The following is a 26615-nucleotide window of genomic DNA, read 5'->3' on the forward strand; positions in this document are numbered from 1 at the left end:
GCTTAAAGCTCAGCCCGGCGGCCTTATTCCACAGTGCCTATGCTATGGTTATCGCCGCTTGCAGCGGACAAAAAGATATTGTTTTCGGTACCGTGATGTCCGGACGCTTGCAGGGAGTCGAAGGAGCAGCCTCTATGATGGGCATGTTTATCAATACCCTGCCGCTGCGTATTAGTCTGGCAAACAACAGTGCAGAAGCCTTAGTGCGACAGACAGATGAGGCCTTACACCAATTATTACCACACGAGCAGGTCTCCCTGGCTTTTGCCCAAAGCTGCAGCGGAATCAATGGCGATGCGCCCTTGTTTACCGCACTATTAAATTACCGCCATACCCGCAAGGCCCAGAAGGACGGCGGTCAACATGCGCTGACCAACCTGAAATTTATCGACCCGATAGAAAGAACCAACTATCCTTTCTCGGTTGCCGTCGATGATTACGGTCAGGATTTCCTGATCAATGTTCAGGTAGAGGCGCAAATAGATGCCGAACGCATACTGGATTATATGATCACCGCCCTGACCCGGTTAACCGACCTGCTGGCGAACAATACCCAAGATCTAATCAACCAATACTCGGTATTGCCGGAGAAAGAGCAACAAAGTTTATTTGCCTTAAGCGCCACCGCTCAGAATTATCCTGACGATAAATGCATTTACGATTTATTCGAAGCCCAGGTAGCGAAAACCCCGGACAATACCGCGTTAATTTTCCAGAACCAGCAACTGAGTTACCGTCAGCTGGAGCAAAGAGCCAACCAGCTGGCAAGACACCTGCTTGCATCTGGTGCCAAACCGGAAGCCCTGGTTGCCCTTTATATGGAGCGATCCATCGAAATGCTGGTAGCTATCTGGGGGGTATTAAAAGCCGGTGCCGCTTATGTGCCTCTGGATCCGCAATTACCGGCATCAAGGATCGGCGCCATCCTGGACGACAGCCAGCCGCTTGCCATTATCAGCCAGCAGCACCTGGCCGACAACTTAAACGGCCTGAGCGACATTCCGGTACTGGCCATTGACGAAGCAGCCCTGGCAGCGGATTTAGCCGCTTTATCCCCAAACAGCATTGAACGTCCCCGGATACAATCGCCGTTAAGCTGTGCTTATGTCATCTATACCTCGGGCTCAACCGGCGTGCCTAAAGGAGTTGTCTGTACCCATCAGGGTCTGGTTAACCAAGCAGATGCCAAGCAAAAACAATATCCACTGACGACACAAGATAAGGTACTGCAGAAAACCCCTTATAGTTTTGATGTTTCCCTGCAGGAGCTGATCTGGCCGCTGATTTCAGGCGCATGCCTGGTGATCGCCAAACCCGAAGGCCATAAAGATCCCAAATACCTGGAGTCTGTGATCAAGAAACACCAGATCACTACCCTGCACTTTGTCCCCTCCATGCTCAGCCTGATGCTGGCGGGCAGCAACTGGCAGGAGTGCACCAGCGTCACACGGGTCTTCTGTTGCGGCGAGGCGGTTTCCAAAGAGCTGGAAACCAGCTTCTTCGCTACCGGTACACAAGCAGAACTGCACAACCTCTACGGCCCCACCGAAGCAGCCATAGACGTCAGTTACTGGGCCTGTGCCCCGGATTCCAACCTGCATACAGTACCGATCGGCCACGCCATGCAAAATACCCAGCTGCTGGTATTAAACGAAAGCATGCAATTGGTGCCCTTGGGCGTCACCGGCGAGCTGCATATCGGCGGCGCCGGCCTGGCCCGCGGCTACCTCAACCGGGAGGAACTGACGGCAAAACAGTTTGTCGACAACCCTTTCCCTGAGCTTGCCACCGACAGGTTATATAAAACCGGCGATCTGGTGCGTTACCTGCCGGACGGCAGCCTGGAATACCTGGGACGCAGCGATCATCAGGTGAAAATCCGCGGCCTACGTATCGAGTTGGGAGAAATCGAGCACCAGTTAAAACAACTGCCTGAAATTGCCTCCGCCCTGGTTATCGCCCATACCGACCAAAAAAGCGAGCAGCACCTGGTGGCTTATTTCATCGGCGAGGACACCAGCGAAGGCAATAACCAGCTGATCCCGTCTGTTAAAGAGCAACTGAGCCGGGTATTGCCTGACTATATGGTGCCGGCAGTCTTTATCAGCCAGCAAAGCTGGCCGCTGACGGTAAGCGGCAAAATCAACCGAAATGCCTTGCCTAAGCCGGAATTTAACGCTTCTGCCGAGTTTATAAAAGCAGAAACCCCCGAGCAGCTGGCCCTGGCGGAAGTCTGGGCAGATTTACTCGTCCTGGATGCGCAAGAAATCAGTATTTCGGCAAACTTTTTCGAGCTTGGCGGCCACTCCCTGCTGGCAATGAAACTGATCAGCCGTATCGAAGCGGAATTTAATACCAGCTTATCACTGCAGACCCTGTTTAAGTCACCGACCATAGCCACTATCGCCGAGCAGCTGACACCGGCGCAAGCGCAGGATGAGTCGCTGGACTTTATGGATCAGCTGCTGGATGAATTTGAAATCTAGGCCGGTATTGATATCTGTGCCAATAGCCGCGTAAACGGCAATAAAGAACAACTAAACGAATTTGAGGAATAAACGTGCAGTCACGTTATGTAGAAATAGCCAAACGTCTGAACCAATTACCCCGGGACAAACAGGTTTTATTCCGCCAGAAACTGGCGGAGCAGGGCATCAACAGCTGGCAATTGCCCATAGTGGCCTCACAGCAGCAACAAAACAAGCTGTCTCTGGCCCAGCAAAGGTTTCTGGTGGCCGAACAGGTCAACCAGCATGCTCTGTATAATTTATGCTCGGTACTGAGTTTTGATAACGGCCTGGATCCGCAAGCACTGGAACAGGCGGTTAATGCCCTGATCAGCCGCCACCGGGTAATGTCTACCTGTTTCAGGCAAGACGCCCAAGGCAACTGGCAATCACACCTGCTGGAAAATACCCGAATCAGCCTGCAGAGCCTGCCGGTAATATATAGCCCGGAACAGTCCCAAACCGACTGGTTGGAGCAAACCTATCAGCAGGAGCAGGCATACAAGTTTGATCTAACCTGCCAAGCACCGTTTAAAGTAACCTTATACCAGGATCAGCAAGCTTATTATTTATTTGTCACTATCCACCATGTCGCCTTTGACGCCTGGTCGATGGAAGTCTTCAACCGGGAGCTGGCCCTGCTTTACCAGGGAGCTGTGCAAAAAGAAACGGTATCCTTACCCGAGCCGTCAATCCAATATCAGGACTATGCCAGCTGGCAACAAGCCTGGTTAACCGGCGATGACTTTACCCGCCAGCAAAACTACTGGCAGCAACAGCTTAAGGAGTTACCCGAATTGCTGAGCCTGCCGTTGGATCGGGCACGGAAAAAAGCCAAAGATCGTACTTTTGCCGGTAACACCCAACAATTGCTGCTCGATCAGAAGCAAAGCCAGACCCTGCGCCAACAGGTCAATGCCGCCGGTAATACCCTGTATATCCATTTGCAAACCGCCTTTGCCTGGTTATTGGCCCGCTATAGCGGACAGGAGGATTTTTGTTTCGGCAGCTCAGTGGCCAACCGCACCCGGGAAGAGCTTGCCTCCCTGGTGGGGCCCCTGCTCAACACCCTGGTGGTAAGACACAAGTTAAACGGGGATCCCAGCTTTAACGAGTCTTTGGCCTTATGCCAAAAAACCACGGGACAAGCCTTTGATCACCAGGACTTTCCGTTCGAACAACTCGCCCCCTTGCTGGACATTAAAGCTAATCCTTACCATAGCCCGATCTTCCAGGTAATGTTTATTCATGTCGGACTGCAAAGCGGCAATGACATACAGCTAAGCAATACCCGGGGAACAATCATCACCCCGCAACAAAGCTCAGCCCGTTTTGATCTCAGCCTGCGGGTCATGGAGCAGGCAGACGGCAGTATAGCGCTGGAACTGGAATACAGCACAGAACTGTTTGAGCATGAGACCATAGCCCGGTTGCTGGCCAACCTGCAAACCATCATAGCCGTCACCCTGACGCAGCCGGACATTCGTTTATCACAAATCCGCTTTGAGCAGGACTTAAGCGCACTGACCGGCCCGGCACTGGCAACGCCGCAACAGCTCATTACCGAAACCCTAGCCGGCCATGATGGCGGGCAACTGGCACTGTCCGACGGTGAAAACCACTACAGCTACCAACAGCTGGAACAAGAAGTGGTCCAGCTGATGGGCTGGCTGCAGTCCCACGGGATCAGCAAAGGCCAGCACCTGGGGTTATGCATGAACCGCGAGCCGCTGCAGGTCGCCCTGATGCTGGCATGCTGGCGTCTTGGCATTGTCTGTATCATGATGGATCCGCGCCAGCCGGACCAGCGCCTGGAAAACCTGGCACTGGATGCCGGCGCCGCTTTAGTGGTCACATCAAAGGCACATGATTTTACTCAGGTAAAACAAGAAATCCTGGCGCAATGGCCGCAGGGTTTTGATACCAGCGTTGAAGTGCAGTCCCCGGATCTCGACAGCAGCGCCTATATTATCTACACCTCGGGCTCTACCGGTAAACCTAAAGGCACAGTGATCAGCCACCGCGCCCTGAGCCATTATGCCAGCGCTTTCTCCCAGCAATATCCCCAACCCGAAGGCAGCAAGTGGCTGACCCTGGCGACCGTTGCCGCCGATCTCGGCCTGACTTCTGTGCTGGCGGCCCTGTATCAGGGACAATGCCTGCTGCTGCCAAATGCCGAGCTGGCTTTTGATCCGCCGGCATTGGCGGATTTCCTTAGCCAGCATCCAGCCGACTGCCTTAAAATCACGCCGTCGCACCTTAATGCCCTGCTAAGCCTGGAAAACCCTGAAGCGGTATTGCCGAAAAAAGCGCTGTTCCTCGGTGGCGAGGGTTTAACGGCGGATCTGCTTGACAAGTTAACCGCCCTGGCGCCTGAACTTGAGATCATCAACCACTACGGACCCACCGAAGCCACGGTCGGCGTCTGTGCCAACAAGTTAAGCCGCATTCCGCAAGGCATCAGCCCGGTTGCGCCGCTTGGCACACCTTTACCCGGCATGCAGCTTAAGGTTTGCGATGCACAGGGCAATGTAGTGCCTCAAGGCGTGGTCGGCGAGCTGAGAATCTCCGGCCCGCAACTAGCCAGCGGTTACTGGCAGGCACCGGAGCAGACGGCTGCCAGTTTTATCCTGGACAGCGAAGGCAAACGTTATTATGCCACCGGCGACAGGGTCAGGCTCAACCACAGCGGTCTGATAGAATACCTTGGGCGCGGCGATGATCAGGTCAAACGCCGCGGCTACCGTATCGAACTTGGTGAAATCAGCGCCTGGTTAGCGCAGCAAAGTGAAGTCGAGCAGGCTTGCGTACTGATGCACCAACAAGATGACCGCCAGTTGCTGGTTGCCTGGCTGCAAATGCCGGAAAGCGAACTGCCCGCAGTCCAGCTAAGGCTGCAGCAGGCACTGCCGGACTATATGGTGCCGGACAGCTGGTTATGCCTTAAGCAACTACCGCTAAATGCCAACGGTAAGATAGACCGCAAGAGCTTGCCTGCTCCAGAGCTTGAACAGCAGCAAACACAGCACCGGCCATTAACTGCCAGCGAAGCAAAGCTGGCGGAGATCTGGCAGCAGCTGCTCAATGTTGACAGCATAAATGCGGACGATGACTTTTTCGCCTTAGGCGGCGATTCGATCAAGAGCCTGCAAATGATAGGCCTGGCCGCCCGCCAGGGTATCAAGCTTAAACCTGTCGAGATCATCAACAACAGAACCCTGAGCAAGGTAGCAGCCTTAGCCGAAGGTCCGAAAGATGCCATCTGCGAACAACTGCTGGCCCTGTACCGGGAAATACTCGGCGATACCATCACAGAGCAAAGCGACTTTTACCAAAGCGGCGGCGACTCCATCATGAGCCTGCAGCTTATCGCCAAGGCCAGGGGGGCCGGTATCAGCTTTACCCCGAAAATGCTGATGGACCACAGCTCACCTGCAGCCCTGGCCCAGGCAGTCCGGGAACAGCAAAAAAGCGGCGAAAGCACAGGACAGGCACCAGCAAGCCAGGCGCAAGAACCAGCACCGGCTTTACCCCGGGTTGACCGCAACCAGCCCCAGCCTCTGTCTGTTGCCCAGCAAAGGCTCTGGTTTATGCAACAGCTTGAGCCGACAAACACGGCCTATAACCTGCCGGCGCAGTTCGAAGTCAAAGGTCAGCTGGATTTAGCGGCCTTGAGCCAAACCGGACTGGCGCTGGTGCAAAAGCACGAGATGCTCAGATGCCGTTACTTTGAACAAGAAGACAAAGTTTTCCAGCAGGTGGCCCAGGCATACCAGCCGGTGAAAGTTCACAGCACACAGGACAACAATGAAGAAAACCGCAACCGGGTAGCCAGCAAAGTCTTTGACCTGGGCTCGGGACAACTGATTGCCATAGACTTGTTCCCTGTATCGCAGGATCATTACCACCTGGTGTTCAATATCCACCATATCGCCACCGATGGCTGGTCCATGGGCTTATTGATCCAGGACTTCCTCGAGTTGTACCGCAATTTCCAGCAGGATCCGCAATTCACCCCGGCGCAGACGGACGAGCCCGGCTATCTGGATTATGTCGCATACCAACACAACCAAAACCGGCAAACCGATAAGGCACTCAGCAATTACTGGCTTGAGCGCCTTGAAGGCATGCCCCACACCCTGGCTTTACCGGCGGATAATCCCTGGCCCACCAGGCAAAGCAATGAAGGGGCGAGTGCAGAGTGGCAGCTGGAAGCTGAGTTAACCCAACAGCTGGAAAGCTATGCAGCCGGCCTAAAAACCACGCCTTTTAGCGTGCTCCTGGCAGCCTTCCAACTGCTGTTATGGCGTTACAGTGGCCAAACAGACTTCGCCGTCGGCATCCCGGTATCCGGCAGGGAAGACGCCGACAGCCAGAACATGGTGGGGGTCTTTATCAATACCCTGATCAACCGGGTGCAGATCACACCCGAGTTAGCCGCCGAGTCCTGGTTAAAACAGATGTCAGCAGCACTGCAGCAAGATCTGTCCCGCCAGGACATGCCGCTGGAGCAGTTGCTGGAGTCGTTAAATCCCGAGCGGGACTTAAGCCGGCCGCCGGTATTCCAGGCCCTGTTTAACTACCAGGCAGACCACCAGCACAAACGGGCATTAAACATCCCAGGCCTCAGCTTTACCAGCCGGGAGCAAGCCGAAGTCAATACTAAGTACGAGCTCAGCTTTAACCTGTTACGCCGTGAGGAACTGTCGCTGCAAATCGAATATAACAGCGCCCTGTTCCGGGCTGAAACCATCAGCCAGTTATTTGGTGATTACCAGCAGATCTTAACCTGGTTAACCCGGGGACAGCAGCAGAGTTTAAGCAGTCTGAAGCTGGTGTCTGCCGGTTATAACTTTATTCAGCAGCCCAGCTCTGAAATCGGCGAACAGGATGACTTTATCCGCCGTTTCGAACAGCAGGCCGCCCAAACGCCGGATGCCGTCGCCGTTGTCGCCGATAGTCAGAACTACAGCTACCAGGCCCTGAACAGCGATGCCAACCGCCTCGCCCATTGGTTGATGAACCGCGGTATCGGGCAGGACCAGCTGGTAGCCTTTTGCCTGCCCCGCGGTTATCAAATGCTGATGACCCTGCTGGCCATCCAAAAAGCCGGTGCGGCTTACCTGCCGCTGGATCCCAAGCATCCGCAGCAAAGGATCTCAGGTATTTTGGCGCATGCCAAAGCCGAGCTTTGTTTATGCGATCAGCAAACCAGGAGCTTGCTTGAATCGTCTGCCCTTGCCTGCCCACTGATTGATCTAAGCTCAGAGCAGACATTGGCACAACAGGCGGCAAGCAATCCGCAACTACCTTTTGCCGCCGATGCCCTGGCCTATACACTGTACACCTCAGGTTCAACCGGCACCCCGAAAGGCGTGGAAATAGAAAGACGCAACTTTGCCGCCTTCTTACGGGCAATAGAGAGTGTATTGCCTTCATTTGAGCGCATTCTGGCCCTGACCACTATCACCTTTGATATTGCCGGGCTTGAGCTTTGCCTGCCCCTGACCCGGGGCGCCACTGTCGTTATTGCCGATGAACAGGCCCAGCTAGATCCCGAATTGTTAGCAGAACTGATCACAGGCAACAGCGTCGATCTTATCCAGGCAACCCCGGCAAGCTGGCGTTTACTAAGCCAGTTGCCGGAGCAACTGCTGGCACAAGTACATGCCGTTTCTGGTGGCGAAGCCCTGGATGTCGAGCTGGCCACAAGCCTGCAAAACCGTTGCAAGTCACTGATCAATGTTTACGGTCCGACGGAAACTACGGTCTGGTCTTCCTATTACCCGGTCAGCCAAAGACCTGCAGGCAATGTACCTATCGGCACGCCGTTACCCCACAACCGCATGTATGTGCTGGACGGGCAACTGATGCCGGTGCCCCTTGGCGTGGCGGGCGAACTGTATATCGGCGGCAATACCCTGGCCCGCGGCTACCGTTTTAACCCTGAGCAGAGCCAAAGCAGCTTTATCCAACATCCAGAGTTCGGCCGCCTGTACCGCACCGGCGACCGGGTGAAGTGCCTCAGGGACGGCCAGCTAAGCTTTATCGGCCGGGTTGATTTCCAGCTTAAAGTCCGCGGCTACCGAATCGAGCCGGGAGAAATAGAAAGCGCATTATTGCTTAACCCGCAGATCCGTGCCGCAGCGGTCACTGTGGTCGACAACCAGCTGGTGGCTTATCTGGAAAGCCGGGAAGCAACCCAGGCTGACAGCGAGCAGTTTACCGGAGAAATTCATCAGCAGCTGAAACTCAGTCTGCCTGCCTATATGTTACCGAACCTGTATCAGGTGATGGAGAAGCTACCGGTAAACAGCAATAACAAGATCGACCGCAAGGCGCTGCCGGCACCTGTTGTGGCAAGCCGGGAGCAAGCTGTGCCATTAACGGACGCCGAGCAAAGACTGGCAGCCATCTGGCAGGAGCTGCTTAAGGTCGATTTTATCAAGGCCGACGACAATTTCTTTACCCTCGGCGGCCATTCCCTGCTTGCCGCCCGGTTAAAAGCCCGGCTGAACCGGGAAAACCTCAACCTGCCGCTGCAAACCCTGTTTGAGCATCCGCTACTGTCGGAGCAGGCAAAACTGCTGCAGGTCAGCCAGTATCAGCAGATCCCTGTAGCCGAGCGCCATACACTTATGCCGCTGTCCGATGCCCAGAGAAGGATCTGGTTTATGCAGCAGCTGGATCTCTCCGATGCCAGTTTCAATATGCAAACCCAGGTGCAATTACAAGGCAGCGTCTCTGTTGCCGCCATGAAACAGGCCCTACTTGCCGTCAGTGAAAAACATGAAATGTTGCGGGTCACCTACCATGCCCATGAAGGTGAGGCGGCACAGAAGCTGAACCCTGAACTGGTACCGGCATTTGCCTTTATCGACCTCAGGGAAAAAGCCGGTGAAATAGAGGCGTTAACCGAAGAAAATGCCGCTATCGCTTTCGATCTGACCAGCGAATCGCCGTTAAGGCTGTACCTGTACCAGACAGCTGAAGCAACCTACTTCTGCCAGCTGGTACAACACCATATTGCCTCGGATGCCTGGTCCATGAGCCTTTTGATTGACGATTTGATCCTGGGCTACCAGCAAGCACTTGATCAGCACCAGGTATCGCTGGAAAAACCTGAGGTCGATTACCTGGACTATGCCGCATGGCAAAATAACGATCAGATACGCAAGCAGCAAAGCCTTAGCCTGGATTACTGGCGTAAAACCCTGACCGGCATACCGGCGCAGCTGGCATTGCCGTTTGATCAGCAAAGAGCACAGCAAGCGGATACCCGCGGCGACGTCGTCAGCTTCACGGTACCCGCTCCCCTGACCGCACAGCTCAGCCAACTGGCAAGCCAGCAACAATGCTCTTTGTTTATGCTGCTGATGGCGGCCTACAGTACGGTATTGCACAACAACAGCCAATCGCAGGATGTGGTGATAGGCACGGATGTCGCAAACCGCGACCACGGCCAGCTGGAGAAAGTGATCGGCTTCTTCATCAACCTGCTGCCGCTGCGCTTCAGACCCAAGGCAACCCAAAGGTTCAGCGAATATTTGCAAAGTGTCCGCCATACCTGCCTGTCAGGCTTTGAACACCAGATGCTGCCGTTTGACCGCATGGTCGAGGCGTTGCAGCCAGAAAGAATACCCGGGGTACACCCGCTTATCCAGGCGCTGTTTGTGATGCAAAACACCCCGGACAATGAACGCCAGCTTGACGGACTGACGGTTAAAGCCGTTACCCCGCGCCAGCAGCATTCGAAATTCGATATGGCCCTTTTCGCCAATGAAACCTTTACCGATGAAAAGCGCGCCAGTCAAGGAGACCGCCCGGCAGAGCTCAGCTTTAACTGGGTCTACCGCACAGGTTTATTTAATAAAAACACCATAGAGGCTCTGAGGGATGAATTCCTGCAAGTACTGGCACAAATAGTGGCCAGACCGGAAACCCCGTTAAAAGCCTTATCCAAATCTAAAGAGGAAAGCACCAAGATGTCCAACACGGCCGTCAGCTCAAAGAAAACCGGCAAATTGAGCAAGCTCAGCAAAATGAAAAAACTGAAAAAGACTTCAGAAACCCCTCAGGTCACGGCTGCTCCCCTCAACCCGGAGCGCCCGTTCCCCCTGCTGGTTCAATGCCACAACCCGAGCCTGGATCCCCTGAGCTGGGCAAGACAAAACCAGCAGCAGATCCTCTCCTGGCTGGAAGTACACGCGGGCATCGTTTTCAGGGGCTTTAACTTACCGACCGAGCTGGAGTTCGAGCAATTTTGTGTCGCCATTTATCCCGAACTTTATGCCATGTACGGTGATCTGCCGAAAAACGACATCGGCAGCAAGATATATAAATCAACACCTTACCCCGAAGATCAGATGATCATGTACCACAATGAAAGTTGTCACCAGCACCGCTGGCCGAGACGCCAGTGGTTCTATTGCAGCCAGCCGTCCCCGGTCGGCGGGCATACGCCGATCGTCGATTGCCGGGAAATGTACCAGCGCCTGCCGGAAAATATCCGGGAAAAGCTGGAACAAAAACACCTGTGTTATGTCCGCAACTTCTCCGGACTGGACGTCAGCTGGCAGCATTTCTTCAAAACAGAAGACAGAAGCAAAGTCGAAGCCTTATGTCAGCAGAATGATATCGACTACACCTGGTACGGCGAAGATAACCTGAGGATCAGCCAGGTATGTCCAGCGGTGATCACCCACCCGGTAACCGGCGAGAAAAGTTTCTTTAACCAGATCCAGCTGCACCATTTCAGTTTCCTGGAAGCGGACGTACAACAGCACCTGTTAACCACAGGCGGCCTGGATAACCTGCCGAGAAACGTCTGTTACGGCGATATGGAGCCATTGGAGCAGGAAGTGGTCGATTTGATCAGCGAACTTTATGAAGCCTGTGCCGTCAGGTTTGACTGGCAAAAAGCCGATGTCGTTATGGTCGACAATATGCTGGCCGCCCATGCCCGGGACCCGTTTGAAGGTGAAAGAAAAATTGCCGTTGCCATGGGCGACATCTACCAGCCGGGAGAAACCCTTTCGGTACCGCCGCTGCAGGCAAAACATACCGGCAAGGCCCTCGACAGCCAGGTATTAACAAATGAAAACCAAGCAGATAAAGAACAGGTTAAGGAAACAGCATTATGAGTTTATGGCAAAATCCCGGCACAGATTTAGGTGAAGCATTAAGCCATCAACAACAACTGATCAACGGCAAAACCGCCGAAGTACGTTACTTCTGGCTGAGCCTGCCTGCCGCCCTCGCGCCGGCGAGCACAGCCGGGCAACAACAGCAAAGACTGCTGCAACTGATGGAGAACCATCAGGCGCTTGCCAGCTATTACGGCGTGCCGGCAGATCTTAGCGTCACCCGGGCCCAGGTACAGGCCCCCAGACTTAACTTTCGCATCTGTGAGCAGACACTTGACAAACAGGCGGCCGAGCAAGAGGCGAAACAGCTATTTGCCGAGCAACAGCCGCATTTGCTGGCCTGGTTCTGGTACCAGGGTGAAGAGCTCAACATCTTGCTTGCCGGTTCGTCCCTGACCCTGGATGAATACAGCTGTGCCCGCATTCGCGACCTAATTGCCGATCCCTATTCCCCGCAGGAAGAAGCCGAATTGCAATACCAGGAATACAGCCAGTGGATCAATGAACTGCTCAGCGATGAAGAAGCCGAAACCGGCATCAGTTATTGGCGCAACCTCAACCTGTCTGCCCTGCCGGGCGCCAGGCTGATTGAACAGCAAGGCAAGGACAACAGCCCTGCCGCCGATCAGGCCGGTTATGCCAGCCTGTCACACAACATACCGCAACCACTGCAGCAAGCCCTGCTGCTGGCCGCCGGTGAATTCGACTGTGCGCCGCAACAAATCGCCCTGGTGGTCTGGGCGGCCCTGCTAAGCAAACTTAACGGCCATGACGAGCTGCAGTTAAACTATTTCCATGACTGCCGCCTGGATTACCAGGAATTCGAATCCAGCCTCGGCCTCTTTACCCGCCCGCTGCCGCTGCCTTTTTACCAGTTAAACAGCTGCGATCTCGAAGGCGCCAGCCGCGGTTTAGTGCCGTTATTTGAAGAAATGCTGGAATACCAGGAATATGTCAGCGTTATTGACGAACAAAACCCGGGCGCCACACAGGCCGGTTTTTTCTGGCACCAGCAGGAGCTGCTTGATGATATCACCAGCGCCGGCCTGCCGACCGCCAGCGAACTGCTGCTGCAGTATACCCAGACCAACTCAGGCGACGGCGGCTTAACCCTGAATTACCAAACCGGCCTGTACAACGCCCGGGCGATGCAGCGCCTGCTGGAACATTACCAGCTATTACTGGCGGCCGCCCTTGCCGCTCCAAGAACACCGCTGGCACAACTTAAGTGCCTGCTGCCGGATGAAGAGCTGGCGGCAACACCGGCTACAGCACAACCCCAGGGCAACCTGGTAAGCCTGTTTAAAACCCAGACAGAGCAAACCCCTGACGCCCCCGCCTTGCGTGACGGCGACAACTGCTACACCTACGGCGAACTGGACCGCCTCAGCGACGCTTATGCCGCTATCTTGCAGCAATCGGGTGCTGGCAGTGAAAAAATCGTCGCCTTATGCTTTCCCCGCAGCGGCGAATTTCTCGTGGCGATGCTGGCAGCATTAAAATCAGGGGCAGCATACCTGCCGCTAGACCCGGAGCAGCCACAGGCCAGGCTGCAGCAAATTATCGATGATGCCGATCCTGTGGTAGTGATCACTGAACTGGATAATTTAACCGGCAAAAACATTGTCAGCCCGCAACAGCTAAACGAAAAAGCCCAAGACGGCACATTTGAGCTGCAAATCCCGGCCATCAGCCAGGAGCAATTGGCCTATGTTCTATACACTTCAGGCTCTACCGGCCAACCGAAAGGCGTACTGGTAGAACACAGGCAATTAAGCCATTACAGCCTGGCCGCGGTCAAACAGCTGGCCCTGCCGAAACAGGGACATTATGGCTTGATTTCATCCCTGATCGCCGATTTGGGCAATACTATGTTATTCCCCGCCTGGCTGACGGGTGGCTGCCTGCACCTGCTCAATGGCGAACAGGCCCACGACGGCCAGGCATTGGCGCGTTACTGTGAACAACACCCACTGGACGCCCTGAAAATAGTACCTTCCCATCTGGAAGCCCTGCTTTGCGGTGCGCAAAGCCATATCCTGCCAGCAAAGGCGCTGGTACTGGGTGGTGAAGGCATCAGCAGCAGCTTATTAACGCAATTACAGCAGCTGAACTTAACTTGCCGGGTATATAACCATTACGGACCGACAGAAACTACCGTCGGGGTGCTGATGGGTGAAGTCGATATCAGCAATGGTTATGACCTGCTAACCTCTCCCCTGGGGGATAACCGGATATACCTGCTGGATAAAAACCAGCAAGCTGCTATCAGCGGCCAGCTGGCCGAACTTTATATCGGCGGAGCGGGCGTCACCCGGGGCTACCTCAACGACACTGAGCTTACCGGCAAGGTTTATCTGGACGACCCTTTCATCCCGGGACAGAAAATGTACCGCAGCGGCGATCTGGCGATCCGTCATGCCGACGGCGGCATCCGCATCATAGGCCGGGCCGATCATCAGGTAAAAATCCGCGGTTTCCGCCTGGCACTGGAAGAAGTGCAGCTGCTGCTGACCCGACACCCGGATATCAGTCAGGCCAGCCTGCAAATACGCGGCCAGGGTGAAACCGCGAAATTACTCGCCTTTGTTATTCCCGAGCAGGACAAGCAACCGGCACAGGACGAGATCATCGGCTATTTAGGCCAGTATCTGCCTGCCTATATGGTGCCCGCCTTTATTTATCCGGTGAAACAATTCCCCTTCACTTCAAACGGTAAAATTGACCGTAAGCAACTGCTGGCACAGGCAGAGCAGGCAGATAAACACGAGATAGTCGCGCCGCGTACCCCGCTGGAGCAGCAACTGGCCGGGATCTGGAAAAACATTTTAAAAGTATCCGAGCTTGGTGTAACCGACGACTTCTTTGCCCTGGGCGGCCACTCGCTGGCGGCCATCAAGGTCATTGCCCTGATCCGTCAGCAGCTGCATTACCAGCTGCCCAGCAACCTGTTGTTCCAGTATAAAACCATAGAGCAGATAGCGGCCTATCTGGAGAGTAATGCAGAAGTAAAACGCCTGTTTGCCTTCTCAGAAACCGGCAGCAATCATGCCCTGGTATTTATGCACGCCCCTGCAGGCCACTTCAACCACTATAACCAGCTGATAAACGGCCTTAAAAATGAAACCGATGTTTACGGCCTGTTCCCGGATCCCCAGCGCATCCTGAACACGGCACCAGGCCAGTTGGATCAGTTGCTAGATGATTATATTCAGCAGTTATTGCCGTTAAAATCACGCCAGCTGATCCTGGCGGGCTGGAGCCTGGCGGGCAGACATATGGTATTGCTGGCGGATAAAATGAAAGCCCGCGGCTTTACCGTCAGCACTGTAGCCATCATAGATTATGATCCGACACAAACGCTTAATGTCAGCGATGACGCCGAGCAGCTGATCAGCGATTTTGGCGATTACCTGGCGGCAGAAAGTATTGACTTACCGGAGCAGGATGTTACTGAGATCACTTCAGGGCTGAAAGGCAGCTACCAGGAAGCCATGCAACAACTATTGCAGCATCCGTTAATGGCTCAGCTGATCTCAACAGACGTTTCTACCCAGGAGCTGGAGCAGCAATTTATGATGCGCTGGTGTTTGAAGCAACACTTTTACCAGGCTGAAATCCCCGTAATCTCAACGCCGCTGTGGGTATGGCGGGGTAATAGCCATAAAGCACAGTTAAACACCTGGCAGGCATATTCCAGCTCAGGCATGCAAGGCTGGGAGATAGATGCCGATCACCACTCGATATTGGCCCACCAGGAACTGTTGGCTCAGTTCAGGCTCAATATCCAGGCCCTGGATGGCCAAAACACGGCAGACAAGGCCAAGCCAGAGCAGATCACAGCACAAGCAGAAACAATCTCATGAATATAGCAAAACAACTGTTACAGAAATCCAAGTACAGTATCGCGCTGGCGATATTCGCCAGCGCCATCAGTGCCGCCACCGGTGTCGCCATCATCGGCGGCATCAACTACGCCCTGAGTAACGGCCTGCCGGACTTCACCCTGGGCGTGACCGCCTATATCGGCTTACTGGTGCTGTTGCTGGCCAGCAGCATCTGGTCTCAGGTATTGCTGGTGAAAATCGGCTATACCATGGTCTACCGGCTGCGCAAAAGCCTGGTGGCCCGTATCCTCAACACCAGCATAGAAAGGCAGGAACAACTGGGGGGACCGGCAATATACAATGTCCTCACCCGGGATGTGACTATGCTCTCCAATGCCACCAAGCAGCTGCCGGTGGCCATTTATAACAGCCTGTTGGTTATCGCGGGCCTGATCTACCTGTGCTGGCTGTCGCCGCTGTTATTTGCCTTTGTCGCCCTGGTAGTAGTGATCGGCGTCTGGAGTGATGCCAAACTGACCGCCAGTTTGCAGAAGATGCTCACCCGTATCCGCCATATCGACGAAGAGCTGTTCCAGCAATACGAAGCCGTGGTGGAAGGACGCAATGAGTTGGCATTAAACAGCAACCGCCGCCGTTTTCTGCTGGAGCAACAGCTGATCCCTACCGCAGAAGCCTCCCGCGATGAGTCGGTGAAATCTGAAGTTTTATGGTCATTAAACCTGAACTGGACCACCTTGCTGGTATTTACCCTGATGGGTGTCATCTTCTTTGCCGGGATGCAGTTCCCCTCGATATCACAGGAAACCGTGGTCGCCTATATCCTTGCCATCATGTTTTTACGTACCCCGATTTCCATGGTACTCGACAGTATTCCCTCGGTCCTTAAAGGCAAAGTGGCGTTGGCGGCCATTAACCGCCTGACCCTGGAAGATAAAGACGAATTGCCGGTCCGGGACAAGCAGGCAACGCCGAAATTCCAGTCGCTGGCATTAAAAGATGCCGTGTACCAATATCCGGCCCAGGACGACGAAGCCGGTTTTTGTTTGGGCGCCGTCAACCTGAATATCAATGCCGGTGAACTGGTCTTTCTGGTGGGAGGCAACGGCAGCGGTAAATCAACTCTGGCGAAAATACTGACAGGTTTATACCAGCCCACCAGTGGTGAAGTTCTACTGAATAATAAGCCGGTCGGCGCAGAAAATGCCGGTGAACTACGCGGCTGCTTCTCTGCCATCTTCCCTAACTTCTTTTTGTTTAACGAAGTTATCGACGAGCAGGGCAACAGTGACGATCACCCGAAAATTGACTATTACCTGAAGCGCCTGGCAATCGACCACAAGGTATCGGTAGACAAGGGCCAATTATCCACCACCGCATTGTCGCAAGGGCAGAGAAAACGCCTGGCCTTGATGTTGCTCTATATGGAAGACAGGCAGGTGCTGTTACTGGATGAATGGGCGGCGGATCAGGATCCGGTATTTCGGGAAGTCTTCTACCGGGAGATACTGCCGGAGCTGAAACAGGCAGGTAAAACCATCATCGCCATCAGCCATGATGACCATTACTTTGACTGCGCCGATCATATTTACAAACTCGATTGCGGCCAGTTGTCGAACTTTAATACCGGGCAGCAGAAGTTGTTTGCCACCAGCTAAGTTTGTTCCGCTAAGGCATAAAGGCAGTACTGAACATACTGCCTTTTCTTTGCTGCTTAAAGATGTCTTATAAACACTGAAAGATTTATTAAAAAACCGACAACAAGGACCGCCATAAACCTGTCATATAAATTAATACCCTCTGCACTTCAAGCCAGCATAACGTTAACGCTAATCATGATTTCAAACTAGTGCTGAATGTCCGCTTTTCAACATTTCAAAATAAAAATGAACTATTGTTAATGTCTATAATTTGATAAAGATATTGACAAACATTTATTTGTTATCACATGACGGTCCGCATTTATCAGCCCCTATAACTGGTCAAATCAAAAAACAGAGCTACCTTTAGGACATAATTATATTTTCCTGCAATTTAAAGAAATGAAAGTTGAATAAGGAAGTGGCTATGAAACTTTTAATGTTAATAATGCTTGTATCCTTTTCAAGTAAGGCTAAAGATTTTAATAATGGTTGTGGCTCAGGCTGGAACGAAAAGTTCGTACCAGATAAAATTGCCCTTCTAGGCATTAACTTTGTTCAATCTTGTAGTGAACATGACAACTGTTACAGTCGATGTTTAAAAGGAGGAAAAAATTACAACAAACCTATCTGCAAACAAACAGCTACAGAGCAAAAAGAAGGTCGCCGAAAAATTTGTGATGCCAAGTTTCTTTCTAGTATGAAAGAATCATGTGAAAAGATAGACTTCCTACGTAAACATATTTGCTTAGGCGTATCAGCACTCTATGCTATTGCTGTAAGAAAAGGCGGTAGTGGTTCTTTCGCTGGCAGAGAAGTTCCACCTGAATATTTCGACTTTATCACATCTGACGCAGCAAAGAACTTCGATTTTTCTAACTTTGTTAATGAAATTAATCAAGTTCAAGATATCGAAGGAATACCAACAAGTAATAGATTGAAACTAATAATGAAAGGAGGGCGTCCTATAATGCAATTCATAGGTATAGATTCGACTTCCTTACAACCTCCTATAAAAATAGGAAATATTTATCGAACTGATCTACTTAAATATGGGGCTGTTGACCTGACTAATGCTTCTAAAAATGAAACTCCGTTAACAATAAAAAATATTGACGTTAAAAAACTTAATTTAGAAAAACTAAAAGTTGAACAACGCTTTTCGACTATTAAGCCCTGATCGGGAAAGCAACTCCAATGGCTTAAATGTATAATCACCACTGGTATGTACAATCTTAAACAACCTAACCTCTATACTTGTTTCAAATTAAACACTTGATACCCACAATTCAGCATTTCAATACAGCACCTGCTCTACAATTAACTCGATGCATGATAAAGATATCCCAGCCTCAAATACATTTGAAACATACATTAGTGATATTATGTATAAAACTAAGAACTGTTTGAGATAATAGTATGATGGATAAAGGTATAGTAATTTATTGGAATGAAGCTCAAGAGTTCATTAACTTTGATTGTGATCAACCAGAGACAGTGTCTGATGTTCATGAAACATTTGAAATGTGGGATATAGGAAAAGAATATTCATACAATGTTAGCCCTGTTGTTAAAAAAATATCAGACGCTACTTTTGAAATAAAAATAAAATATATGGAAGCAACGAACCCCGAACTTTCTGATGAAGATATACCATGGGGTGAAAGTACAATTTCTATCTCTAAAGGTGACACATCTGGTAATGCTTATTGGAAAGGCGCCCCAGATGTAGGCTACGACGGCGAAGCAAAATGGGTAAGGCTGGATGTTCCCCTTAAAGGTAATCGTCGTAGAATCACAACTAATAAATTACAAAGAGAACAAGCTCGCTTCCGCAAACTGTTATTAAATGCCGATAATCGAAAGTGTGTATTAACAGGAGAATCTACAGAGTTTACGTTAGAAGCTGCTCATATAATCCCTGTTTCTGAAGGGGGACCAGACATCCCCCAAAACGGAATAATTCTGCGTTCTGACTTACATCGTTTATATGATAATGGTGCCTTTATAATTAAACCAGATGGTTGCATTCAACCAGATTCTGAAAAATTATCTGCTGACTATAGAGCGCTTTTAAAATCTAAACGTTTACCTACGAATACGTTCGATCGAGTACAAAAAGCCTTAACAGCAAAGACCTAATAACATGTCTTGCGACAGAGCCTCCCAAAATCTATAGGCATGTAATAACACAGTATGTTTGCCCACCTAAATAAAGGTATTTTAAAGTCATTTAGGACTAATAAACTTCCTTCAAATTAATTCAAAAAAAGACCAATTCCCTATTGATTTAACCGAGAATTGGTCTTTCATTAATAATACTATCCAACCTTTAAAGGAGGGCACTTATTGCAACAATTCCCATAAATAAATTGTTGCCATAACAACCGTTACTACCTGCAGTAAAAGTAGTAACTTAAGCCGCAATCCCTGAGTGCGACAACACCCAGAGATTGCTAACCACCACGCACTTCAAAGGAGTACGTCATGGCTGAATATCATCATACGCCAGAGCCAGGCTCGGCAAAAGCAAAATATCCCATTTATCGGCAACTTACCGTACTGGAAACCAACTGCGAGTCGGGCGCAAAAACCCGCGGCATAGGCATTAACTATGTACCGGTAAACCTTGAACCTTGTGTAGTGCTCAGGGGAAAGTGGCTTCGACGGGCCGGTTTTTCTGTCGGGCAAAAGGTCAGGATTGTTGTCAACCAGGGAGAAATTGTTATCACACCTAAACAGGCTTATTCAAAACTGAAGGCCGAGGGATAAAACCCGAGGCTGTTATCAATAAGTCATAAGCTAAGCTGCTGTACTTAAAAACGAGCGCAGCAGCTTTACAACATTTCTAAAAACCAGGCACTTTGCCTATGGCTCAAAAGCCCCCTTTGGATGGCAAGTTATACCACGGGCAGTATGGCAGAAACCAGAGTACCACCTGCTGCATTCTTCGTCGCCGGCCGCTACGCATTGCCGGCACCAGTTATCACAGATACTGGCTGACGGTACAGCCCAGGCACCGGCAGATACGCCAATAGCCAAAGCAAAAACGGCTTTTTTAAATTTGTTATTCATGCTTTCTCCTTATTGTTTTAATGAACCTTCCTCGTGGCTCCAAACCTGTCGATTGTCAGTTATCAGCACAACCTCATAATCTGAAACGACGACAAAAAAAGCCTAGTCAAACAATGCTGCAAAGTACAGACATCGTTTACAAAAATATAACAACCTATATTTACCGGCAAAAAGAGATAAAAAACCAGAATTAAGCTGACAACCAGAGACTATGCCAGCCAGTGGATTTAACGGCACAACACAGCCAAACAACAGAATTAACCGACAAGAGAACTGCTTGCTTTTAAAGCGACATCGTACTAACTCGCTCATTATATTTGATATTTACTCTGGCATTCGTTTGCCATTGCATGATAACATAAACAAGAATTATTATCATTATCGTCTTTAGCAAAGGTATTTTTAGATGAAAACTAGCCGTCTGGCACTTGCTGTTCAAGCAGGTTTACTTAGCTCTTTCGCCCTGATCAGTTCTGTACATGCCAATACAGACAGTGAAGATCACGCCATAGAAACCATCATAGTTTCAGGACAAAAAATTCAACGTACAGCACAAGAAACCAAAGAGAGTGTCGCGGTTTTCACCGCCAGCGATCTTCAGGAAATGCCTTTGTTTGAATTCGAAGATGTTTTCCAGTTATCAGCCAATACCTTTGAAATCAATGGCGGCGAAAATTTTGGTCTGCGTGGTATCACCCAAAGTTCAACCTCAACCGGCGGCGGCAGGGGTGAACTGGGCAGCTTATATATCGACGGCGTCGCCTATACCGGCTATGCCACCCGCTTCGGCTCAAAGAATCTATGGGACCTGGAGCAAATAGAAATTCTGCGTGGCCCTCAGTCTACCAGTGTCGGACGTAATGCCCTTATCGGTGCCATCGTTGTACAAACTAAAAGACCTGAGTTAGGGGAAACTGCAGGCGCCTTTGCCACTAAATTAGGCAATTACGGCCAAACTGACTTCAGCGGTATGTTCAATGTACCCATCACCGACAACTCAGCACTGCGCATCACAGCAGACTCTACCCGCAGCGACGGATTCATGAAAAATACCACGCGCGACGATGATGAATACGACGCCCGTAAAACCGATAATATCCGTGCACAATACCTGGTGGAATTTTCCGAAGACTTTACCGCCAACATGATGTTGCAGTATACGGAAACCGAAAGAGGCCAGGACCTTTACGTGGTCAGCGATGACGATGAGGCAGAAGACAGAAGAAGCACGGCAAACCTGGATTCCTTTGAAAACTATGACGCCTTTGCCGCTTCCCTACACCTGGACTATATCATCAGTGATAGCTTGAGCCTGTCCTCGGTGACTTCTTTCATCGACGGCGACTATGAGCGCTTTAATGATTCCGACCAAACCGCAGAAGGAGACACTGCCCACGTCGCCCGGGAAACCGACGATAAAAACTGGTCGCAAGAACTACGTTTATCATACGAGTCCGATAACTTAAAAGGTGTTGCCGGTATCTATGTTACCGAGGTCGAGCAAGAGCAAATGACCACTTCACTGACTAATATCAGCCCGGCCTATGTTGGCGTACCCGCAACCTTACAGCCCTTCTACCCGGAACTTATCGGTGTCAACCGGGTACAGCCGTTTGAGCAAAAGATCACCAACATTGCCTTCTTTACCGAATGGGATTACCAGATTAGCGATCAACTGACCTTGTCTGCCGGTTTCAGGTATGACCGTGAAGAGCAGGACGTACTGAACAATGCAAGCAATGAATTGGCTGCCGGCACCAGCTTACCGGATCCGACAGAGGCAGGCGCATTGGCCGAGCAGATGCAGCCGGGCTTAGGCGCACTGGTAGCAGGCGGTATCACCCAGGTTAATGCTTTACTGATGAGCCAGCTCAGTGCCACTAACTTTGATGAAGTCAGCAATGACTACAATGCCTTCTTACCTCAGGTAGGCGCCAGCTATGCCGTAAATGACGATGTTATGCTCAGCTTATTCTACAAGCGCGGTTACCGTGCCGGCGGTGTTGACGTAAACCTGTTTGGTGAAGCCAGCGAATATGATCCTGAATACCTGGATAACTACGAGTTTTCGGTACGTTCTTCACTACTCGATAATAAACTGATCTTAAATGCCAACTTCTATTACGGCGACTGGAGCGAGCAGCAAATCAGCCTGTGTCAGGAAGGCAGCACGGATAACTGTGTATTAGAAAATGCCGGTGAATCCCGCATCTATGGCGCCGAAATCGAAGCCAGATACAACCCGACCCAGGATGTGATGCTTTTTGCCAACCTGGGCCTATCTGACACTAAGTTTACCGAATACGACAGCGACACTGCCGGCGACTTAACCGGTAAGACCTTCGCCCTTTCTCCAGACACAACTTTTGCCATGGGTGGCCGGATAATGGCGACTGAAGAGATCTATTTCAGCGCCAATGCCAACTATCAGTCAAGCGTTTATGCCGACACGCAAAACAACAACAGGCTGGAAAGCCGGATCTTGTTTAATGTCAGCACCGGCTATTACGGTGACAACTACGATGTTGAGCTTTACGTCAACAACCTGTTCGACGACTTTTACCTAAACTTTAATGCCGGAGGCGATAACCCTATCGTACGCGCCGGTGCGCCAAGAGAGTTCGGCGTGAAGTTAAACTATAGCTTCTAATCACTCCTTGCGATAAAGCAGCAGTACAGCCCTTAGTGGCTTAATCATAAAAAACGGGCTAATCCACAGGATCAGCCCGTTTTTTTACCTTCAAACAGACCATCCTGACCGGCTTTACAACAGCCGCCCCTGGTATTAACAAGCTCATTATCTTGCAAAAAACACCTGATGAACGGCTTTTAATAACGCTTGCCATCAGCTTGCCCCCCAAACAAAAACAGCGATTAAAAAGGCTGGTATTGCTGAGTATGTAGACAATATTTATCGGCCAGCTCAACCCGGTAAGTAAAGCTGACAAGCATTTGCTTAGCAAGGCAGGATGAGCATCATAAAGCTGGCTTTTACCCTGAAATGCATTCTCAGGCGCTAATAACAATGTAGAATTATCGCTGCTTGGCAGAAGGAAGAAGAAAATGAAAAAGCCGGACAAATATGCCCGGCTTTTCAGAAAAGAACTGCCGGAAGGAATACCGGCAGAAAAGCACTTTGTTAAGACAAGAGTTTCCCTGCTTCCTGCCCAGGAGCATCCTGTGGCGATACTTGCCCTTTCTTGGCCACTAACAAGTGCCCGCCCCACAAAAAAGCCAGAGCCAATATCAACATGCCCAACTGCAGGCCAAGTACAGAGCCGTAACCGCCCTGCCATAAGGTCAGCAGCTTGGCACCAAACATCCACCAGTCGGCGCCGATAACCATGAAGAACAGCAATGCCGTCAATTGCAACAAACGGCCGATATATTGTTTTTTCGCCGAAGCAAAAAAGACCGACACACTCACCAGAAAAATCACCGCAACAAAAATGTTTGCCAGGTAATCTCCCCGCCCTGCCATAGGCACAGGCAATACCCTTTCTGCTAAAAAGGCTGCGGCCGTGGCCATTACAGTGCCGCCAAAAATACCTATGGTCAGATTAGTGACAGCCTTTATTACCGGCTTAGCAACTTGCTGCTGGCGCCGGGCTTTGTCCAGCCACATCATATTGCCGGTGACTATCATGGCGCATACCGCGATACCGAGAATAAAATAAAGAATGCGTAAATCCACACCGGCAAAGTTACCAAAATGCAAGGTCGCAAGCACATCCTTGCCCCTTCTGAGTACGTTATAATTTTCAATATCGCTGTGGCTGATCAGCTCATTGTTTTCCAGGCGATAAAAGGTTTCTATGCGCTGGCCGAAGTAACGCGGATCCATGCCGGTAAGCTGGAGTGCCGCCTTGCTGTCGCCGTAATTATAAAAGGCCGCCCTGACAATGCCCTTTTCAGGTACCTGTCTTGCCTGCTCAATCAGGACAAAGGCAGCAGACATGTCTAAACTTTGCTGCGCAGGTTTTTCGTTATAACGGGTATATCCGGCATCCTGAAGTAAAGCCTTTTGATCACCCTGATATAAAAAGACCGCAAAAGACGCCTGATAAATAATGGCAATGTTAAAAATCAATCCGCTCAGGGCAAGCATAGCGGTGAAAGGTAAAGTAAATACCCCGACGACATTATGCATATCCAGCAACTTATCTTTGCGGCGGTTGTCGCCGCGATACTGGAAAAAGTTCTTAAACAGCTTTTTTCCCTGGATAAAAATACCGGAGACAATAGCGAAGAAGAAAAACAAGGTCACCACCCCCACCAACTCAGTGCCGCCGGGCAGGTTAAGATCATAATGCAGGCGGTAGAGGAAATCAGCCAGTCGGAACTGATTATATTGCCCGATAACTTCCCCCGTTTTCGGGTTTATCACTAACCTTTGCTGTTCGCTGCCGGTATTGTCGTCACCGTTAAAGGCATAAAAATACAAGCGGTAATAGGGATAGTGATCATTGGGCATATAAACCGTCATACGCTCTTGTTCATCCAAGCGATAGTCGGCCAGGGCATTTTCAATCACCTGCTGCAACGGCTTATCCGCTGCCGACAGCTCGACCGGGTAATGAGGCACGGTTGACCACTGCTTGATTTCTTCAAAAAACAGGGTGACAGACCCGGCCCAGAAGATAATAAATAATAATGATGAGATGATAAGACCCAGCCAGCTGTGGGCCTGGGTAAGATTTTTAATCAGCTTATGTTTCGGCTGTGTTTTACTGCTCATATTTAACCGGCTACAAAGAAATAAACATTAACGGCGCCCGACGCCAACAAGGCTTTGCTACAACCCCACAGTGCCGCCCTGGCGCTGTTGCGGCTATAGCAATAAATCATCACCGCCACCCAGAGACAAAAGCCCGATATCAGGCCAATCAATAACCTTATGTCCACTGCAAGGGGCAGCAAATGGTTCAGGTTCAACATCAGACTGATGGATAAAATGATCCCGAAAAAAAAAGCCGTAAAAGATTTAGGCCACATGGTATGAGCCCGTCATGGCAATTAGCGAAAAGAAAGCTATGCCTAAAGAAGACACCAGCACCAGGCGTTTTTCAATATGAGATGAAACCAGGGCCAGGCGTTTGCTGATATGAGGAGACACCAGCACTAAGGTAGTCCACATGCACATGACAGCAGCCAAAATAAAGATTGAAGCCACCAGGTAACCTTGTTGCTGTGCCATCTGACCTAAAGCCCAGACAAGCGCCAGCACAAAGCCGGACCAGCCCAGGGCTTTGGGTAAAGGCTTATCTATCAGTTGTTGTTTCGGAGAAGAAAGATAAGGAAGCAGGCACCCCACCCACAACAGAGAAATACTCAAGAACGACATAACAGGCCCCGACCAATACGTTAATAATAATGATTTGCATTTATTATCGTAAAAAGCCGGGTACAAAACAAGCGTTTAAAGCAGAATTTACAAATTAATCAAGCATTTCAAACGATAATCTTAACCGTGAAATATCGACTGGCTGCCGGCAGCGGGGCTGACAGCAGCAAGCAACTGTCAGCTTACCCTTGATTATTCCCTTGCTATCGACAGGTAACGGCGCACCACCAGCAGCACAGCACCGGCGAACAATAATCCCCAGGAAAAACTGCCGCCATGATCATGGTCATCCTCATACACCACGATCACCTCAACGGCATCATAAGTGGCATCTTCCAGCGGCAGGGCATATAAGGCATTGTTATCATCCGAACTGTACGTGGCCACCACTTCATCAAAGCCGGGTTCGTAAAGATCGATCAAAATATCATAATGATCACTGGGGAAACCTTCCACCAGGCTGGAGTTTACCTCGTACTGATCCTCACTGCTGTCGCCAACTATGGTAAACACGTCTGTGGTGAAGTGGTGCAACCAGGGACCGCCATCCCGGCTCAGGTAAATTTCTGCATAGACCTCGGCCACCCCGGAGTCTACGTCGGCATCAAACACCAAAGTAAACTCCCTGAAATAGCCGTCCTCGTCGATATCCCGCGCCAGCTCAGTGCTGGCGTCAAAAATGGCAAAATCATGCAGAAGAATATTCGAGTTCAGCGCCGTTACCCCGCCGCTTGTCCCTTTCGCCCCCCTGAGTTTGTTGGTGGCGGTATTTTTGCCCTTAAGCACTTTGCTGTCGGCATTGCCCTCGGCGGCCAGCATTTTACCGCTGCTATAAGATACCCGGCCCTTTTCTTGAGTTGCCGTTTCTGCCGCCACAGCCTGCGTGGCAAAAACCAGGTTAATGCAGGCCAGGGCAACCAGCAGGTAAACAAAAAACCAAAGGTAGCCGGAGAATATAGACTTTTTCGTGCGCATCTTTTTTATATCGGTCATTTTTTCTTCCTGATTTATCAACTTATGTCCATTTAACCTCAACTAAACTGAACGCAAGCTGAATT

General features: G+C 50.7%; 14 protein-coding genes. 9 read left to right on the plus strand and 5 right to left on the minus strand.

Features of this window, described 5'->3' with window-relative positions; genetic code table 11:
* From QL234_RS30935 to QL234_RS30975, 9 genes are all read left to right on the plus strand, one after another.
* On the plus strand, positions 1-2486 hold a 2486-nt coding region (locus tag QL234_RS30935), incomplete at its 5' end, for an amino acid adenylation domain-containing protein (RefSeq protein ID WP_281561583.1).
* A 74-nt stretch (positions 2487-2560) separates the two neighbouring features.
* Entirely contained in the window at positions 2561-11650 is a 9090-nt protein-coding gene (locus QL234_RS30940) for a non-ribosomal peptide synthetase (RefSeq protein WP_281561584.1), read from the plus strand.
* Complete coding sequence (locus QL234_RS30945) at positions 11647-15519, plus strand: amino acid adenylation domain-containing protein (protein WP_281561585.1); 3873 nt, start codon at positions 11647-11649, stop codon at positions 15517-15519. Before QL234_RS30940 ends, QL234_RS30945 begins: the two co-directional genes overlap by 4 nt.
* Positions 15516-17156 (plus strand): cyclic peptide export ABC transporter, encoded by a 1641-nt coding sequence (locus QL234_RS30950; protein ID WP_281561586.1) that lies wholly within the window; start codon positions 15516-15518, stop codon positions 17154-17156. Before QL234_RS30945 ends, QL234_RS30950 begins: the two co-directional genes overlap by 4 nt.
* Before the next feature lie 409 nt (positions 17157-17565).
* Positions 17566-18318, plus strand: a complete 753-nt coding sequence (locus QL234_RS30955; RefSeq protein WP_281561587.1) for a hypothetical protein — start codon at positions 17566-17568, stop codon at positions 18316-18318.
* Between the two features lie 239 nt (positions 18319-18557).
* Entirely contained in the window at positions 18558-19280 is a 723-nt protein-coding gene (locus tag QL234_RS30960) for an HNH endonuclease (RefSeq protein WP_281561588.1), read from the plus strand.
* A 345-nt stretch (positions 19281-19625) separates the two neighbouring features.
* Positions 19626-19910 (plus strand): SymE family type I addiction module toxin, encoded by a 285-nt coding sequence (locus QL234_RS30965; protein WP_281561589.1) that lies wholly within the window; start codon positions 19626-19628, stop codon positions 19908-19910.
* A gap of 98 nt (positions 19911-20008) precedes the next feature.
* Positions 20009-20176 (plus strand): hypothetical protein, encoded by a 168-nt coding sequence (locus QL234_RS30970; RefSeq protein WP_281561590.1) that lies wholly within the window; start codon positions 20009-20011, stop codon positions 20174-20176.
* Between the two features lie 443 nt (positions 20177-20619).
* Positions 20620-22863, plus strand: coding sequence for a TonB-dependent receptor (locus QL234_RS30975; protein ID WP_281561591.1), 2244 nt, complete (start codon positions 20620-20622; stop codon positions 22861-22863).
* Positions 22864-22921: 58 nt separating this feature from the next.
* Here the strand turns inward: QL234_RS30975 and QL234_RS30980 are convergent, their stop codons facing one another.
* From QL234_RS30980 to QL234_RS31000, 5 genes are all read right to left on the minus strand, one after another.
* The gene (locus QL234_RS30980; protein ID WP_281561592.1) at positions 22922-23293 is read right to left on the minus strand and encodes a hypothetical protein; all 372 of its coding nucleotides are present in this window, start codon (positions 23291-23293) and stop codon (positions 22922-22924) included.
* A gap of 59 nt (positions 23294-23352) precedes the next feature.
* Positions 23353-24951, minus strand: coding sequence for a PepSY-associated TM helix domain-containing protein (locus QL234_RS30985; RefSeq protein WP_281561593.1), 1599 nt, complete (start codon positions 24949-24951; stop codon positions 23353-23355).
* 2 nt (positions 24952-24953) lie between these two features.
* Positions 24954-25208, minus strand: a complete 255-nt coding sequence (locus tag QL234_RS30990; RefSeq protein ID WP_281561594.1) for a hypothetical protein — start codon at positions 25206-25208, stop codon at positions 24954-24956.
* Positions 25198-25557, minus strand: coding sequence for a hypothetical protein (locus tag QL234_RS30995; protein ID WP_281561595.1), 360 nt, complete (start codon positions 25555-25557; stop codon positions 25198-25200). The genes QL234_RS30990 and QL234_RS30995 overlap by 11 nt, the downstream gene beginning before the upstream one ends.
* Positions 25558-25749: 192 nt before the next feature.
* Complete coding sequence (locus tag QL234_RS31000) at positions 25750-26550, minus strand: choice-of-anchor H family protein (RefSeq protein WP_281561596.1); 801 nt, start codon at positions 26548-26550, stop codon at positions 25750-25752.
* Between the last annotated feature and the right edge of the window lie 65 nt (positions 26551-26615).

The organism is Thalassomonas sp. RHCl1 (assembly GCF_947387555.1).
In the GTDB taxonomy this organism is placed as follows: domain Bacteria; phylum Pseudomonadota; class Gammaproteobacteria; order Enterobacterales; family Alteromonadaceae; genus Thalassomonas.

Coding starts and splice junctions, on each gene's coding strand:
- QL234_RS30970 (WP_281561590.1), top strand. CDS start 20,009: ATGGCTCAAAAGCCCCCTTTGGATGGCAAGTTATACCACGGGCAGTAT.
- QL234_RS30975 (WP_281561591.1), top strand. CDS start 20,620: ATGAAAACTAGCCGTCTGGCACTTGCTGTTCAAGCAGGTTTACTTAGC.
- QL234_RS30990 (WP_281561594.1), bottom strand. CDS start 25,208: ATGTGGCCTAAATCTTTTACGGCTTTTTTTTTCGGGATCATTTTATCC.
- QL234_RS30960 (WP_281561588.1), top strand. CDS start 18,558: ATGATGGATAAAGGTATAGTAATTTATTGGAATGAAGCTCAAGAGTTC.
- QL234_RS30945 (WP_281561585.1), top strand. CDS start 11,647: ATGAGTTTATGGCAAAATCCCGGCACAGATTTAGGTGAAGCATTAAGC.
- QL234_RS30955 (WP_281561587.1), top strand. CDS start 17,566: ATGAAACTTTTAATGTTAATAATGCTTGTATCCTTTTCAAGTAAGGCT.
- QL234_RS31000 (WP_281561596.1), bottom strand. CDS start 26,550: ATGACCGATATAAAAAAGATGCGCACGAAAAAGTCTATATTCTCCGGC.
- QL234_RS30995 (WP_281561595.1), bottom strand. CDS start 25,557: ATGTCGTTCTTGAGTATTTCTCTGTTGTGGGTGGGGTGCCTGCTTCCT.
- QL234_RS30950 (WP_281561586.1), top strand. CDS start 15,516: ATGAATATAGCAAAACAACTGTTACAGAAATCCAAGTACAGTATCGCG.
- QL234_RS30985 (WP_281561593.1), bottom strand. CDS start 24,951: ATGAGCAGTAAAACACAGCCGAAACATAAGCTGATTAAAAATCTTACC.
- QL234_RS30965 (WP_281561589.1), top strand. CDS start 19,626: ATGGCTGAATATCATCATACGCCAGAGCCAGGCTCGGCAAAAGCAAAA.